At 72.1% G+C, this 14,255-nt stretch carries 13 protein-coding genes; 6 read left to right on the top strand and 7 right to left on the bottom strand.

From position 1 onward, the window contains the following. Window positions 1–11: 11 nt before the first annotated feature. Complete coding sequence (locus ACFY2B_RS11205; RefSeq protein WP_390762878.1) at window positions 12–1,235, top strand: arginine deiminase; 1,224 nt, start codon at window positions 12–14, stop codon at window positions 1,233–1,235. A gap of 107 nt (window positions 1,236–1,342) precedes the next feature. Next, the gene (gene argF / locus ACFY2B_RS11200) at window positions 1,343–2,350 is read left to right on the top strand and encodes an ornithine carbamoyltransferase (RefSeq protein WP_390762877.1); all 1,008 of its coding nucleotides are present in this window, start codon (window positions 1,343–1,345) and stop codon (window positions 2,348–2,350) included. A gap of 42 nt (window positions 2,351–2,392) precedes the next feature. Here argF and ACFY2B_RS11195 read toward each other — a convergent pair whose 3' ends face one another. Continuing rightward, window positions 2,393–2,842: an ATP-binding protein gene (locus ACFY2B_RS11195; protein ID WP_390762876.1), complete on the bottom strand. Its 450-nt coding sequence runs from the start codon at window positions 2,840–2,842 to the stop codon at window positions 2,393–2,395. A 309-nt stretch (window positions 2,843–3,151) separates the two neighbouring features. Here ACFY2B_RS11195 and ACFY2B_RS11190 point away from each other — a divergent pair, with 309 nt between their 5' ends. Further along, a complete protein-coding gene (locus ACFY2B_RS11190) occupies window positions 3,152–3,979 on the top strand; it encodes an enoyl-CoA hydratase family protein (RefSeq protein ID WP_390762875.1) in 828 nt (275 codons plus the stop codon). Continuing rightward, window positions 3,964–6,426: a bifunctional salicylyl-CoA 5-hydroxylase/oxidoreductase gene (locus tag ACFY2B_RS11185; RefSeq protein WP_390762874.1), complete on the top strand. Its 2,463-nt coding sequence runs from the start codon at window positions 3,964–3,966 to the stop codon at window positions 6,424–6,426. The genes ACFY2B_RS11190 and ACFY2B_RS11185 overlap by 16 nt, the downstream gene beginning before the upstream one ends. Here ACFY2B_RS11185 and ACFY2B_RS11180 read toward each other — a convergent pair. The 5 genes from ACFY2B_RS11180 to ACFY2B_RS11160 all read right to left on the bottom strand — a co-directional run bounded on the left by ACFY2B_RS11180 (window position 6,410) and on the right by ACFY2B_RS11160 (window position 11,831). Beyond that, window positions 6,410–7,627 (bottom strand): sulfate adenylyltransferase subunit 1, encoded by a 1,218-nt coding sequence (locus ACFY2B_RS11180; RefSeq protein WP_390762873.1) that lies wholly within the window; start codon window positions 7,625–7,627, stop codon window positions 6,410–6,412. The genes ACFY2B_RS11185 and ACFY2B_RS11180 overlap by 17 nt on opposite strands. Window positions 7,628–7,629: 2 nt before the next feature. Then, window positions 7,630–8,529 carry a sulfate adenylyltransferase subunit CysD gene (gene cysD, locus ACFY2B_RS11175; protein WP_390762872.1) on the bottom strand — a complete coding sequence of 300 codons (900 nt, stop codon included), beginning with the start codon at window positions 8,527–8,529 and terminating at the stop codon, window positions 7,630–7,632. Continuing rightward, window positions 8,526–9,077, bottom strand: coding sequence for an adenylyl-sulfate kinase (gene cysC / locus ACFY2B_RS11170; protein ID WP_390762871.1), 552 nt, complete (start codon window positions 9,075–9,077; stop codon window positions 8,526–8,528). The genes cysD and cysC overlap by 4 nt, the downstream gene beginning before the upstream one ends. Before the next feature lie 333 nt (window positions 9,078–9,410). Then, a complete protein-coding gene (locus ACFY2B_RS11165; RefSeq protein WP_390762870.1) occupies window positions 9,411–10,223 on the bottom strand; it encodes a PaaX family transcriptional regulator C-terminal domain-containing protein in 813 nt (270 codons plus the stop codon). Window positions 10,224–10,238: 15 nt separating this feature from the next. Further along, window positions 10,239–11,831 (bottom strand): AMP-binding protein, encoded by a 1,593-nt coding sequence (locus ACFY2B_RS11160; RefSeq protein ID WP_390762869.1) that lies wholly within the window; start codon window positions 11,829–11,831, stop codon window positions 10,239–10,241. Window positions 11,832–11,964: 133 nt separating this feature from the next. Between ACFY2B_RS11160 and ACFY2B_RS11155 the strand changes: the two genes are divergently transcribed. Beyond that, a complete protein-coding gene (locus tag ACFY2B_RS11155) occupies window positions 11,965–13,341 on the top strand; it encodes an acyl-CoA dehydrogenase family protein (protein WP_390762868.1) in 1,377 nt (458 codons plus the stop codon). Then, on the top strand, window positions 13,338–13,733 hold the full coding sequence (locus ACFY2B_RS11150; protein ID WP_390762867.1) for a RidA family protein: 396 nt from the start codon (window positions 13,338–13,340) through the stop codon (window positions 13,731–13,733). The genes ACFY2B_RS11155 and ACFY2B_RS11150 overlap by 4 nt, the downstream gene beginning before the upstream one ends. 251 nt (window positions 13,734–13,984) lie before the next feature. On the opposite strand, the gene ACFY2B_RS11145 is transcribed toward ACFY2B_RS11150, so the two are convergent. After that, window positions 13,985–14,173 (bottom strand): DUF5999 family protein, encoded by a 189-nt coding sequence (locus ACFY2B_RS11145; RefSeq protein ID WP_390762866.1) that lies wholly within the window; start codon window positions 14,171–14,173, stop codon window positions 13,985–13,987. Between the last annotated feature and the right edge of the window lie 82 nt (window positions 14,174–14,255).

The raw sequence follows: 14,255 nt of genomic DNA, 5'->3' as shown, positions 1-14,255 counted from the left end.
AGGATGGAGGCATGGGATTCCACGTCGACTCCGAGGCCGGGCGGCTGCGCCGCGTCATCCTGCACCGGCCTGATCTGGAGCTCAAAAGGCTCACCCCCAGCAACAAGGACGCCCTCCTCTTCGACGACGTGCTGTGGGTGCGTCGGGCGCGCGCCGAGCACGACGGGTTCGCCGACGTGCTGCGCGACCGTGGGGTCATCGTTCACCTCTTCGGCGACCTGCTCACCGAGACCCTGGAGATCCCCGAGGCCAGGGCCCTCGTCCTGGACCGCGTCTTCGACGAGAAGGAGTACGGTCCGCTCGCCACCGACCACCTGCGGGCCGCCTTCGAGACCCTGCCCGCGTACGACCTGGCAGAGGTCCTGGTCGGCGGCATGACCAAGCGGGAGTTCCTGGACGCGCACGCGGAGCCCGCCTCCGTCCGCTTCCATGTGATGGACCTCGACGAGTTCCTGCTCGACCCGCTGCCCAACCACCTCTTCACCCGCGACACCTCCGCCTGGATCTACGACGGTGTCTCCATCAACGCCATGCGCTGGCCGGCGCGGCAGCGGGAGACCGTGCACTTCGAGGCGATCTACCGGCACCACCCCCTCTTCAAGGGCGCGGGGTTCCACATCTGGTCCGAGGGGCAGGCCGACTACCCGTCCACCATCGAGGGCGGCGACGTCCTGGTCATCGGCAACGGCGCCGTCCTCATCGGCATGAGCGAGCGCACCACCCCGCAGGCCGTGGAGATGCTCGCGCACAAGCTCTTCGCCGCCGGGTCGGCCCGGACCATCGTCGCGCTCGACATGCCCAAACGGCGTGCCCTGATGCACCTCGACACCGTGATGACGATGGTCGACGGCGACGTCTTCACCCAGTACGGCGGGCTCGGCATGCTCCGCTCGTACACCATCGAACCGGGCGCCGCCGACCGGGAACTCAAGGTCACCGACCATCCGCCGGAGCACATGCACCGGGCGATCGCCGCCGCACTCGGCCTCAGCGAGATCCGCGTGCTGACCGCCACCCAGGACGTGCACGCGGCCGAGCGGGAGCAGTGGGACGACGGCTGCAACGTCCTCGCCGTCGAACCCGGGGTCGTCGTCGCGTACGAGCGGAACTCGACCACCAACACACATCTGCGCAAACAGGGCATCGAGGTGATCGAGATCCCGGGCAGCGAGCTGGGCCGCGGCCGGGGCGGGCCCCGCTGCATGAGCTGCCCGGTGGAACGGGCCCCGGTGTGACGACCGGAAAGGGACACCCGGGGTGTTGTATAGAAATGCTGCCTATCGTATAGACTTCCACGGTCTTCCGTAGTGTCCCCGTTCTCGCGATCCCTGGAGCGCCCCCCATGGCGACAGTCCCGACCGCCCTCGCCGGCCGTCACTTCCTCAAGGAGCTGGACTTCACCGAGGAGGAGTTCCGCGGCCTGATCGAGCTGGCCGCCGAACTGAAGGCGGCCAAGCGGGCCGGGACCGAGACACGGCACCTGAGCGGCAAGAACATCGCCCTGGTCTTCGAGAAGACCTCGACGCGCACGCGCTGCGCGTTCGAGGTCGCGGCGGCCGACCAGGGGGCGCACACCACCTACCTGGACCCGGCCGGCTCGCAGATCGGGCACAAGGAGTCCGTCAAGGACACCGCCCGGGTGCTCGGCCGGATGTACGACGCCATCGAGTACCGCGGCCACGGCCAGGGCGTCGTCGAGGAACTGGCCGCGTACGCCGGGGTCCCCGTCTACAACGGCCTCACCGACGAGTGGCACCCCACCCAGATGCTCGCCGACGTGCTCACCATGACCGAGCACAGCGACAAGCCGCTGACCCGGATCGCCTTCGCCTACCTCGGCGACGCCCGCTACAACATGGGCAACTCCTACCTGGTCACCGGCGCCCTGCTCGGCATGGACGTCCGCATCGTCGCGCCCCGGCTGCTGTGGCCGGACGAGACGATCGTCGAGCTGGCCCGGCAGCTGGCCGGGGCCTCCGGCGCCCGGATCACACTCACCGAGGACGTGGAACAGGGCGTGCGCGGCGCCGACTTCGTCGCCACCGACGTATGGGTGTCGATGGGCGAGCCCCAGCAGGTCTGGGACGAGCGCATAGCGCTGCTCGGCCCGTACGCCGTGACCATGGACGTGCTGCGCGCCACCGGCAATCCCGGCGTGAAGTTCCTGCACTGCCTGCCGGCCTTCCACGACCTCGGCACCGATGTCGGCCGGGAGATCCACGAGCGGCACGGGCTGACCGAGCTGGAGGTCACCGACGAGGTCTTCGAGTCCGAGCACTCCGTCGTCTTCGACGAGGCGGAGAACCGGATGCACACCATCAAGGCGGTCCTGGTCGCGACCCTGGCCTGAGCCCCGCTGTGCGGCCCGGCCCCGAACGTTCCTGAGCCGACGTCAGGCCGGGCGGCACTGACAGGGCGCGAGGAGCCGGAACCACACCGCCTTGCCCGACTCGGTGGGCCGGTGGCCGCAGGACGAACTGAGGGTCCGGATCAGCAGCAGCCCGCGCCCGCCCTCCTGCCAGACGTCGGGCTGCTCGACGGCCGGGTGCGTGAGGTCGCCCGGCGGCTCCGGATCCGAGTCGTGCACCTCCACCTGACAGCCGGTCGGCCGCACGTCCACCACCAGCTCGATCGGCCCGCGCCCGGCGGTGTGCTCCACCGCGTTGGCGACCAGCTCCGCCGTGAGCAGCTCCGCGGTGTCACGGTCGGCCGCGTGCCCCAGCGCCGTCAGGGCCGTGCGGATCAGGGCGCGGGCCACCGGCACCGCCGCGGTGGTGTGCGGCAGCGCGATGCGCCAAGAGGCCGATGCCGGCGGGCGTTCGTACACGGCGGTTCCGTTCATGGAGCAGGATGTCCTGCTTTCAACCGTAGAGAGGGTACGGGGCCCGCCGGACGGGGTTCCGCGCGGGTACCGCTCGGGGTCTTCGGCCCCGGTACGGGGCGGCATACCCGGGCCGGCGGCCCCTCTCGCACCTCCGGCCACGTTGTTACCGCGCTATTGACGAGTCGTGACCGTCGTGACCGTCGTGACCGGATCCGTCCGTCTTCCGCGGTCCACGATGTTGCGCCATCCTGACGACGGTCAGAATTCAGTGATAGCTTCGAGGGTAGAGATACGTGAGGAACCGCCCGCCCGAGGAGGCCGCACCTCATGAGTCCCTTCACCGGCTCCGCCGCCCGCACCCCGACCTGGGACCACCTCCGGGTCGAGCGCGCCGAGGGCGTCGCCACCGTCACCCTCGCCCGCCCCGAGAAGCTGAACGCGCTCACCTTCGGCGCCTACGCCGACCTGCGTGACCTGCTCGCCGAGCTGTCCCGCGAACGGTCCGTGCGGGCCCTGGTACTGGCCGGTGAGGGACGCGGCTTCTGCTCCGGCGGCGACGTCGACGAGATCATCGGGGCGACCCTCGCCCTGGACACCGCCCAACTCCTCGACTTCAACCGGATGACCGGCCAGGTCGTCCGGGCCGTACGGGAGTGCCCGTTCCCGGTGATCGCGGCGGTGCACGGGGTCGCGGCGGGCGCCGGGGCCGTCCTGGCGCTCGCGGCCGACTTCCGCGTGGCCGACCCGAGCGCCCGCTTCGCCTTCCTGTTCACCCGCGTCGGGCTGTCCGGCGGCGACATGGGCGCCGCCTATCTGCTGCCCCGGGTCGTCGGCCTCGGCCACGCCACGCGGCTGCTCATGCTCGGGGAACCGGTGCGCGCCGCCGAGGCCGAGCGGATCGGGCTGATCAGCGAACTGACCGAGGAGGGCCGCGCCGACGAGGCGGCGCAGGCCCTCGCCCGGCGGCTGGCCGACGGCCCGGCCCTGGCCCACGCACAGACCAAGGCGCTGCTCACCGCCGAACTGGACATGCCGCTTGCGGCATCGGTGGAACTGGACGCGTCGACCCAGGCGCTGCTGATGAACAGCGAGGACTACGCCGAGTTCCACGCGGCCTTCACCGAGAAGCGCCCCCCGAAATGGCAGGGACGGTGACCGGGCCGGGCGAAGGCGCGCGCGGCGGCGCCGATGACCGGCTCCGCCACGAGGCGGACCACCCGGCCACACCGCAGCCCGACCCGCAGTCGCGGTCGCAGTCGCCGGAGACTGCCGGTGGTCCCCGGCGCGTCGCGGTCATCGGCGGCGGCCCCGGCGGCCTGTACGCCGCGGCCCTCCTCAAGCGGCTGGACCCGCGACGGCAGGTCACCGTCTGGGAACGCAACGCCCCCCAGGACACCTTCGGCTTCGGCGTCGTCCTCTCCGACGAGACCCTCGGCGGCATCGAACACGCCGACCCGGTGGTCTACGAGGCCCTGCAACAGGAGTTCGTCCGCTGGGACGACATCGACATCGTCCACCGGAACATCCGCCACACCTCCTCAGGACACGGCTTCGCCGCCCTCGGCAGACGACGGCTCCTGGAGATCCTGCACGAGCGGTGCCGCTCCCTCGGCGTCGACCTGCGCTTCGGCAGCGAGGCACCGTACCCGGCCTGGCTCGCCGAGACGTACGACCTGGTCATCGCCGCCGACGGTGTGCACAGCACCACCCGCGAGGCGTACGCCCATGTGTTCCGCCCCCGGGTGACCACCCACCGGTGCCGCTACATCTGGCTCGCCGCCGACTTCGCCTTCGACGCCTTCCGCTTCGAGATCGCCGAGACCGAACACGGCGTGATGCAACTGCACGGCTACCCCTACTCCCACCCGTCACCCGGCCACCACCCCACAACGAGGCCCTCCGGGCCGCAGGACCGCTCCGGTGCCTCCACCGTGATCGTCGAGATGCGCGACGAGGTGTGGGAGGCCGCCGGATTCGGTGAACTCGACGAGCAGGAGTCCGTCGAACGCTGCGCCAAGATCTTCGCGGACGCGCTCGGCGGACGCCCACTGCGCTCCAACAAGTCCGCCTGGACCACCTTCCGCACGGTCGTCAACGAACGCTGGTCGCACGAGAACGTCGTCCTCCTCGGCGACGCCGCCCACACCGCCCACTTCTCCATCGGTTCCGGCACCAAGCTCGCCGTCGAGGACGCCCTGGCCCTGGCCGCCTGCCTGACCGAACACCCCACGACGGCCGGGGCGCTCGCGGCCTACGAGGCGGAGCGCAGACCGGTCGTCGCCTCCACCCAGCGGGCCGCCCGGGCCAGCCTGGAATGGTTCGAGGACCTCGGCCGCTACCTCGGCCAGCGGCCCCGGCAGTTCGCCTTCAACCTGCTCACCCGCAGCCGCCGCGTCACCCACGACAACCTGCGGCTGCGCGACGCACGCTTCACCGAGTCCGTGGAGCGCGAGTTCGGCTGCCCGCCGGGCACGCCCCCGATGTTCACCCCGTTCCGGCTGCGCGGGCTGACCCTGCGCAACCGGGTCGTCGTCTCACCCATGGACATGTACTCGGCCACCGACGGCGTCCCCGGCGACTTCCACCTCGTCCACCTGGGCGCCCGCGCCCTCGGCGGCGCCGGCCTGCTGATGACCGAGATGGTGTGCGTCAGCGCCGAAGGGCGGATCACCCCCGGCTGCACCGGCCTCTACACCGGCAGACAGGCCGAGAGCTGGCGCCGGATCACCGACTTCGTGCACACACAGGCACCGGGCACCGCGATCGGCGTACAGCTCGGCCACAGCGGACGCAAGGGCTCCACCAAGCTGATGTGGCAGGGCATCGACGAGCCGCTGCCCACCGGGAACTGGCCGCTCGTGGCCGCCTCCCCACTGCCGTACAAGCCGGGCAGCCAGACCCCGCACCGGCTCACCCGTGCCCAGCTCACCGACCTCCGCGAGCAGTTCACGGCCGCCGCCCGACGGGCCGCCCGGGCCGGCTTCGACCTGCTCGAACTGCACTGCGCGCACGGCTACCTGCTCTCCGGTTTCCTCTCCCCGCTCACCAACCGGCGCACCGACGCCTACGGCGGCTCGCTCCCCGACCGGCTGCGCTTCCCGCTGGAGGTCTTCGACGCCGTCCGCGGGGCGTGGCCCGAGGAGCGGCCGATGACCGTACGGATCTCCGCCACCGACTGGGCCGAGGGCGGGACCACGGCCGAGGAGGCGGTGGAGATCGCCCGTGCCTTCGCCGCGCACGGCGCCGACGCGATCGACGTGTCGACCGGACAGGTGGTGGCCGAGGAACAGCCCGAGTTCGGACGGTCCTACCAGACGCCGTTCGCCGACCGGATCCGGCACGAGACCGGCGTACCGGTGATCGCGGTCGGCGCGATCACCTCCTGGGACGACGTCAACTCGCTGATCCTGGCCGGGCGCACCGACCTGTGCGCGCTGGGCCGCCCGCACCTCTACGACCCGCACTGGACCCTGCACGCGGCGGCCGAGCAGGAGTACGAGGGCCCGGGCACCGGCTGGCCCGCCCCTTACCGCGCGGGCAGCAGGCGCCCGCGGACCGGACGCACCGACGCCCCCAAGCCCCGGCTCACACTGGAGCGCTGACCCGCGCCATGCCCGCGGTCAGCGTGCCGCCGTCCGCCGGGTCGATCAGGATGAACGCGCCGGTGCGCCGGGAGACGGCGTAGTCGTCGAGGGCGACCGGCTCCGCCGTGCGCAGGGTGATCCGGCCCAGGCCGTTCGCCGTCAGCTCGGCCGTCTCCCCGAGGGACCTGACGATCGCCCGCACGGTCCTGGTGGTGTGCTTGAGCAGCACCCGGTCGCCGGGGCACAGCGGACGGTCGGCGAGGTGGCAGACGTCCGCCGTGACGTCCTGGGTGAGCACGGGCGCGGCGGCGCCCGCGGTGATCATGTCGCCGCGGGAGACATCCCGCTGGTCGGCCAGGCGCAGTGCGATGGACTGCGGGGCGTGGGCCGCGGACACCGGCTCGCCCAGCGCGTCGATCCCGGCGATCTCGGAGGTGGCGCCCGAGGGGTGGACCGTCACCCGGTCGCCCACCCGCAGCGCGCCGGAGACCAGTTGCCCGGCGTAGTGGCGGACGTCGCCGTGCCGGATGACGTACTGGACGGGGAAGCGGGCCGGGGCGTCGGCGGGATCCGCGGCCACCGGGACGCCCTCCAGGAACTCCAGCAGCGCCGGACCGGCGTACCAGTCCATGGCGGCGGAGCGCTCCACCACGTTGTCGCCGGCCAGCGCCGACACCGGGATCGGGGTGAACGCCCCGAGGCCCAGCCCGGCCGCGTGGCCCGCGAAGTCCGCGACGATGCGGTCGAACTCCTCCTCCGCGTAGCCGACGAGGTCCATCTTGTTGACGGCGAGGACGACGTGGGGGACGCGGAGGAGGGCGGCGATGGCGGCGTGGCGGCGGGTCTGTTCGACGACGCCGCCCCGGGCGTCGACGAGGACGACGGTGAGTTCGGCGGTGGAGGCGCCGGTGACCATGTTGCGGGTGTACTGCACGTGGCCGGGGGTGTCGGCGAGGATGAAGCGGCGGCGGGGGGTGGCGAAGTAGCGGTAGGCGACGTCGATGGTGATGCCCTGTTCGCGTTCGGCGCGCAGTCCGTCGGTGAGCAGGGCGAGGTCGGGGGTGTCCTTGCCGCGGCTGAGGGAGGCGTGCTGGACGGCTTCGAGCTGGTCGGTGAGGACCGACTTGGAGTCGTGGAGCAGGCGTCCGACCAGGGTGGACTTGCCGTCGTCGACCGAACCGGCCGTCGCGAGGCGCAGGGTGTCGATGGTCGTGCTCATGTCTAGAAGTACCCCTCGCGCTTGCGGTCTTCCATCGCGGCTTCGGAGAGTTTGTCGTCGGCGCGGGTGGCGCCGCGTTCGGTGAGGCGGGAGGCGGTGATCTCGGCGATGACCTTGTCGATGGTGTCGGCGTCGGAGTCGACGGCGCCGGTGCAGGACATGTCGCCGACGGTGCGGTAGCGGACCTGGCGCTTCTCGACCGTCTCGCCGTCCCGCGGGCCGCCCCACTCACCTGCCGTCAGCCACATCCCGTCCCGCCGGAACACCTCACGGTGGTGGGCGTAGTAGATGGCCGGCAACTCGATGTCCTCGCGGGCGATGTACTGCCAGACGTCGAGTTCGGTCCAGTTGGAGAGGGGGAAGACGCGGACGTGTTCGCCGGGGGCGTGGCGGCCGTTGTAGAGGTTCCAGAGTTCGGGGCGCTGGCGGCGGGGGTCCCACTGGGAGAATTCGTCGCGGAGGGAGAAGACGCGTTCTTTGGCGCGGGCTTTTTCTTCGTCGCGGCGTCCGCCGCCGAAGACGGCGTCGAATTTCTCGTGCTGGATCTTTTCGGTGAGGGGGAGGGTCTGGAGGGGGTTGCGGGTGCCGTCGGGGCGTTCTGTGAGGGTGCCGCGGTCGATGTAGTCCTGGACGGAGGCGATGTGCAGGCGGAGGTTGTGGGTGTGGGCGGTGTGATCGCGGTGGTCGAGGACTTCGGGGAAGTTGTGGCCGGTGTCGACGTGGAGGAGGGCGAAGGGTACGGGGGCGGGGGTGAAGGCTTTGAGGGCGAGGTGGAGCATGACGATGGAGTCCTTGCCGCCGGAGAAGAGGATCACCGGTCGTTCGAACTCGCCCGCGACCTCGCGGAAGATGTGCACCGCCTCCGACTCCAGCGCGTCCAGATGCGAGAGTGTGCCGCTCACACCAGCCCCCGCTCCGCCAGCAGTACGTACACCGCGTCCGCCGACTCCCGCGGGGTCTGCTCCTCGGTCCGCAGCACCAGCGCCGGTTCGGCCGGCGGCTCGTACGGGTCGTCGACCCCCGTCAGACCGGACAGTTCGCCCGCCGCCTGCCTGGCGTACAGGCCCTTCACGTCCCGCTCGGTGCACACCTCGACCGGGGTGGCGACATGCACTTCGAGATAGGGCGTCGCACTCTTCTCGTGCCGGGCCCGGACCGCGTCACGGCTGTCGGCGTACGGGGCGATCACCGGGACCAGGGACAGCACGCCGTTGCGCGCGAGCACCTCGGAGACCAGCCCGATGCGCTGCACGTTGGTGTTCCGGTCCGCCCGGGAGAAACCGAGGCCGGAGGAGAGGAAGCGGCGTATCTCGTCGCCGTCGAGGACCTCCACCCTGCGTCCCTCGCCGGTCAGCCGGTCAGCGAGGAGACGGGCGATGGTGGTCTTGCCCGCGCTCGGCAGCCCCGTGAGCCAGATGGTGGCTCCCTGGGCCCTTGCCGTGGTGGTCATGCGCAACAGTCCTCTTCTTCTAACCAGGGCGTACCGGACCACCAGACTGTAGGTAAGAAACCTGAGAAGAGGTAAGGAGGAGGCTAAGGGTTCCATGAGTGACGCAAGATGTGTGTGGGATCACAGAAAGGGACGGTCGCCGGGCCGGTGTGTCCGGTCCGCCGGGCGACGGACACCGGCGCCGGGACGGCGTGCGGTGCGGTGGTGTCCGTCCGCGGTTGCGGCGTGGTGCCCCGCCCGGTTCCCGCCGCCGCTCCCGGGGCGCCCCTTCCTGGGACGCCGTCGCGGTCCGCGGTCCGTGCGGTCTGCGTGGTCCGTGCGGACCGCCCAGGATCACGCCCCGACGAACTCGGCCCCCGCGTCCCGCAGTCGTGCGTGCAGCGCGCGGAAGACCTCCGCCGAACGGGCGCCCGGCCAGTTCGCGGGCAGGAGGTGCGCCGGCAGCCCGGGGTCGGCGTACGGCAGGTGCCGCCAGGAGTCCAGGGCCAGCAGGTAGTCGTGGTACGCCTGCTCGGGCGCGGTGTCCGCCCGCCGCTGCCAGGCGTGCAGCACGGGCGCGTGCGCGTCCAGGAACACCTCGTGCTGCTTGGCGATGGCGGCCAGGTCCCACCAGCGCGCGACCGCCTCGGCGGTGGGCGCGAAGCCGAGATGCTCCCCGCGGAAGAAGTCCACGTACGGGTCGAGCCCCAGCCGCTGGAGGGTGTGCCGGGTCTCCTCGTGCAGCCGCGCCGGAGCGATCCACACCCCGGGCGCGGCCGTGCCGAAGCCCAGCCCCGCCAGCCGGGAGCGCAGCACGTGCCGCTTCTGCCGCTCCGATTCCGGCACCGAGAACACGGCGAGCACCCAGCCCTCGTCCTCGGGCGGCGCGGACGCGTAGATGCGCAGATCGCCGTCGTCGAGCAACTGCCGGGCGTCCGGCGACAGGCCGTATCCGGCCGCGCCCCGCTCCGTGCGGGCGGGCAGCAGCAGCCCGCGCCGTTTCAGACGGGACACCGACGACCGCACGGACGGCGCGTCCACGCCGACCGCGGCCAGGAGCCGGATCAGTTCCGCGACGGGTACCGGACCGGGCATGGAGCGGCCGTACGCGCCGTAGAGAGTGATGATGAGGGACCGGGGGGCGTGCTGCTCGGACACGTTGATCATCTTAGGTCTTCGTGATCATGGCTGGTCACCCTGGGTGCGGAGGCGAAAGCGCTGGAGCTTGCCGGTCGCCGTGCGCGGCAGCGCGTCCAGGAAGACGATCTCCCGCGGGCACTTGTACGGAGCCAGTTCGGACTTGACGAAGGCACGCAGGGCGTCGGCGTCCCGCTCGGCGCCCTCCGCCAGCACCGCGTAGGCCACCACTATCTGGCCGCGCGCCTCGTCGGGCCGCCCGATCACCGCGGCCTCGATCACGTCCGGATGGCGCAGCAGCGCGTCTTCGACCTCGGGGCCCGCGATGTTGTACCCGGCCGAGATGATCATGTCGTCGGCGCGTGCGACGTACCGGAAGTAGCCGTCGGCCTCGCGGACGTAGGTGTCGCCGGTGACGTTCCAGCCGCCGCGCACATAGACCTGCTGCCGCGGGTCGGCGAGGTAGCGGCAGCCGACCGGGCCGCGCACGGCCAGCAGGCCCGGTTCGCCGTCGGGCACGGGATCCCCGTTCTCGTCCTGCACACGCGCGTGCCACCCCGGTACGGGAACGCCCGTGGTGCCGGGTCGGATGTGCTCGTCGGCGGCGGAGATGAAGATGTGCAGCAGTTCGGTGGCGCCGATCCCGTTGATGATGCGCAGCCCGGTCCGCTCCATCCAGGCCCGCCAGGTCGCGGCGGGCAGGTTCTCGCCCGCGGAGACACAGCGCCGCAGCGACGAGGTGTCGTGTCCGTCCAGCTGGTCGAGCATCGTGCGGTAGGCGGTCGGCGCGGTGAACAGCACGGAGACCCCGTGCCGGGCGATGGCCGGCAGCAACTGCCGGGGCCCGGCCTGTTCGAGCAGGAGCGCGCTGGCGCCGGCGCGCATCGGGAAGACCACGAGGCCGCCCAGGCCGAAGGTGAAGCCGAGCGGGGGACTGCCCGCGAAGACATCGCCGGGACGGGGTCCGAGCACATGTCTGGAGAAGGTGTCCGCGATGGCGAGCACGTCCCGGTGGAAGTGCATGCACCCCTTCGGACGACCGGTGGTGCCGGAGGTGAACGCGATCAGCGCGATGTCGTCGGCCGCGGTCCGCACCGCCGGGTACGGGGTGCCCGGCGCGGGGCGGCTGAGCAGGTCGTCCGGCGCGTCACCGCCGTACGTCGTGACGCGCAGCCCGGGGATCCGGGCCTTCGTGAGATCGCCGACGGACCGCGCGTCGCACAGGGCGTGGCTCACCCGGGCGATCTCGCAGATGGTGGCCAGTTCGTGCGGGCGCTGCTGGGCCAGTACGGTGACGGCGACGGCGCCCGCCTTCAGCACCGCGAGCCAACAGGCCGCCAGCCACGGTGTGGTCGGGCCGCGCAGCAGGACCCGGTTGCCGGGCACCACGCCGAGGTCGCCGGTGAGGACGTGGGCGAGGCGGTCGACGAGCACGCGCAACTCGCCGTAGGTCCAGGAACCGCCGGTGGGCGTGTGGAACACCGGGCGTGCCGGGTCGGCGTGGTCCAGGAGTTCGGCCGCGCAGTTCAGCCGGTCGGGGTAGCGCAGCTCCGGCAGGTCGAAGTGGAGTTCCGGCCACTGGTCGGGCGGCGGGAGGTGGTCGCGCGCGAAGGTGTCGACGTGCGCCGAGACGTTCATGCCGGTTCGCCCCCTTGCCGGTCGGCTCGTGGTGGGCTCGCGCAACGAGCGTATCGTGTTGATGACGACAGTCAATGGTCCGCGATACCGTCGGGTGGGGTCCTGACGACCCGCCATGGAGGGAGGAACGGCTGTGCCCGCATTCTCACTCGAACCCGAGCAAATCGCCTGGAGCGCCCAGGTGCGTTCACTCGCCGCGCAGCGACTGCGCCCACTCGCCGAAAAGGGTGAGCCCGGTCGGGTCAATCGCCCGCTTGTCGCCGAACTCGGCCGACTGGGCCTGCTCACCCGACTGTTCGACTCCGGCGCCCTCGACCTCTGTCTGATGCGGGAGTCCCTGGCCCAGGCATGTACGGAGGCGGAGACGGCCCTCGCCCTCCAGGGCCTCGGCGCCCACCCGGTGCACGCCCACGGCACCCCGGCCCAGCGCGACCGCTGGCTGCCCCGCGTCATCGACGGCACGGCGATCGCGGCCTTCGCGCTGAGCGAGCCGGGGGCGGGTTCGGACGCCGCGGCGCTGGCCCTCCGGGCGGATGCGGAGCGGGACGCGGTCGCGCGCGGTGGGGACCCGGCCGGCGTCTCTCCTGCCGCCGCTGCCGGGTTGGGGAGCCTGGCGGACGCCGGGGGTGGGGACAGTGAGGACGGGAGCGGGGACGGTTTCGGGGGTGAGGGCCGCGGGGGTGTGGGTGGCGACGGCCGTGTGCGACGGGGCGTGCGGGGCGCCGGTCCGGATGCCGTGCTCGGTGACGCGCCGGCGGCTGAACGGGACGGCCCGCGCCGCTGGCGGCTCACCGGCGAGAAATGCTGGATCTCCAACGCCCCCGAAGCCGACTTCTACACGGTGTTCGCCCGCACCACCCCGGGCGCGGGCGCCCGCGGCGTGACCGCCTTCCTCGTGCCCGCCGACCGGCCCGGCCTCACCGGAAGCGCCCTGGACATGCTCTCCCCGCACCCCGTAGGCGCCCTGCGGTTCGACGCCGTACCCGTCACCGCGGACGACGTGCTGGGCGAGACCGACCGCGGCTTCCGGGTCGCGATGGGCACCCTGAACCTGTTCCGCCCGAGCGTCGGCGCCTTCGCGGTCGGCATGGCGCAGGCCGCGCTCGACGCCACCCTCCACCACACCCGCGGACGGGACGCCTTCGGCGGCAAGCTGATGGACCTGCAGACCGTCGCCCACCAGGTCGCCGAGATGGCCCTGCGCACGGACGCGGCCCGGCTGATGGTGTACGCGGCGGCGACGGCCCACGACGAGGCCGCGCCGGACGTCCCCATGCGCGCAGCGATGGCCAAGCTGCTCGCCACCGAGACCGCCCAGTACGTCGTCGACACCGCCGTCCAACTGCACGGTGCCCGTGCGCTGCGCCGCGGCCATCTGCTCGAACACCTCTACCGCGAGGTCCGCGCCCCGCGCATCTACGAGGGTGCGAGTGAGGTCCAGCGCGGCATCATCGCCAAGGAGCTGTACGCCACGTACGCCGCACCGCACACTCCGCAGGAGGCACCGTGACGGCCGAGCGCGTCAACCCGCCCGACCTCTCCCCGCCCGTCGGCTTCTCCCACGCCGTGGTCGCCACCGGCACCCGGTTGGTCTTCCTGGCGGGCCAGACCGCCCTCGACGCCGACGGCAAGATCACCGGTGACACCCTGCCCGAGCAGTTCGAGCGGGCCCTCGGCAACCTGCTCGCCGCCCTGCACGCGGCCGGCGGCGCCCCCGGTGACCTCGCACGGGTCACCGTCTACGCCACGGATGTCTCCGACTATCGCGGCCGTGCTCGTGAACTCGGCGCAATCTGGCGGAGGCTGACCGGGCGGACGTATCCGGCGATGGCCGTCGTCGGGGTCGTACGGCTCTGGGACGAGCGGGCGATGGTGGAACTGGACGGGTTTGCCGTGCTTTAGCGCTCCGCTTGGGGGCGTGGGCTTGTAGGTGGTTGGGGGCGAGGGCGAGGGCGAGGGCGAGGGCGAGGGCGGGTGTGTTGGGGTTGATTGCGCAGTTCCCCGCGCCCCTGGGCGGGTGGGTGGTGTCGGTCGGTGGATGGGTGCGGGTGGGGTGGGGGTGTTTGCGCAGTTCCCCGCGCCCCTGGGCGGGTGCCGGTGGTGGGGGTGTTTGTGTGGTTCCCCGCGTCTTCTGCGTGTGCTTGGGGTGGGGTTCAGGCGGCTGGGGTCAGGTGGGCGGTCGGAGGGCGGTGGGGTGGGACGACGCTGCCGTCGGGGTGCAGTTCGCCCGTGTCGTCGAAGTGGATCGTGCCGTCGCACAGCAGGTTCCAGCCCTGTTCGGGGCGGGCGGCGACGACGTGCGGGGCGCCGCCGGGGTGGCACGGGGAGAACTGGGGACACATGGCGGACCTCCGCGTCGGACGGGACGACTGCCCGGCGGCCTGGCTGCCGCACGGCATACCCAGACCATGCGCCGTCCGTGAA

The organism is Streptomyces sp. NPDC001270 (assembly GCF_042896695.1).
Taxonomy (GTDB): Bacteria; Actinomycetota; Actinomycetes; order Streptomycetales; family Streptomycetaceae; genus Streptomyces.
This window is presented reverse-complemented; position numbering and strand designations above follow the sequence as displayed.

Excerpts from the sequence above, each read along its gene's own strand:
- ACFY2B_RS11205 (WP_390762878.1), top strand. The coding sequence starts at position 12 with ATGGGATTCCACGTCGACTCCGAGGCCGGGCGGCTGCGCCGCGTCATC.
- argF (WP_390762877.1), top strand. The coding sequence starts at position 1,343 with ATGGCGACAGTCCCGACCGCCCTCGCCGGCCGTCACTTCCTCAAGGAG.
- ACFY2B_RS11195 (WP_390762876.1), bottom strand. The coding sequence starts at position 2,842 with ATGAACGGAACCGCCGTGTACGAACGCCCGCCGGCATCGGCCTCTTGG.
- ACFY2B_RS11190 (WP_390762875.1), top strand. The coding sequence starts at position 3,152 with ATGAGTCCCTTCACCGGCTCCGCCGCCCGCACCCCGACCTGGGACCAC.
- ACFY2B_RS11185 (WP_390762874.1), top strand. The coding sequence starts at position 3,964 with ATGGCAGGGACGGTGACCGGGCCGGGCGAAGGCGCGCGCGGCGGCGCC.
- ACFY2B_RS11180 (WP_390762873.1), bottom strand. The coding sequence starts at position 7,627 with ATGAGCACGACCATCGACACCCTGCGCCTCGCGACGGCCGGTTCGGTC.
- cysC (WP_390762871.1), bottom strand. The coding sequence starts at position 9,077 with ATGACCACCACGGCAAGGGCCCAGGGAGCCACCATCTGGCTCACGGGG.
- ACFY2B_RS11165 (WP_390762870.1), bottom strand. The coding sequence starts at position 10,223 with ATGATCAACGTGTCCGAGCAGCACGCCCCCCGGTCCCTCATCATCACT.
- ACFY2B_RS11160 (WP_390762869.1), bottom strand. The coding sequence starts at position 11,831 with ATGAACGTCTCGGCGCACGTCGACACCTTCGCGCGCGACCACCTCCCG.
- ACFY2B_RS11145 (WP_390762866.1), bottom strand. The coding sequence starts at position 14,173 with ATGTGTCCCCAGTTCTCCCCGTGCCACCCCGGCGGCGCCCCGCACGTC.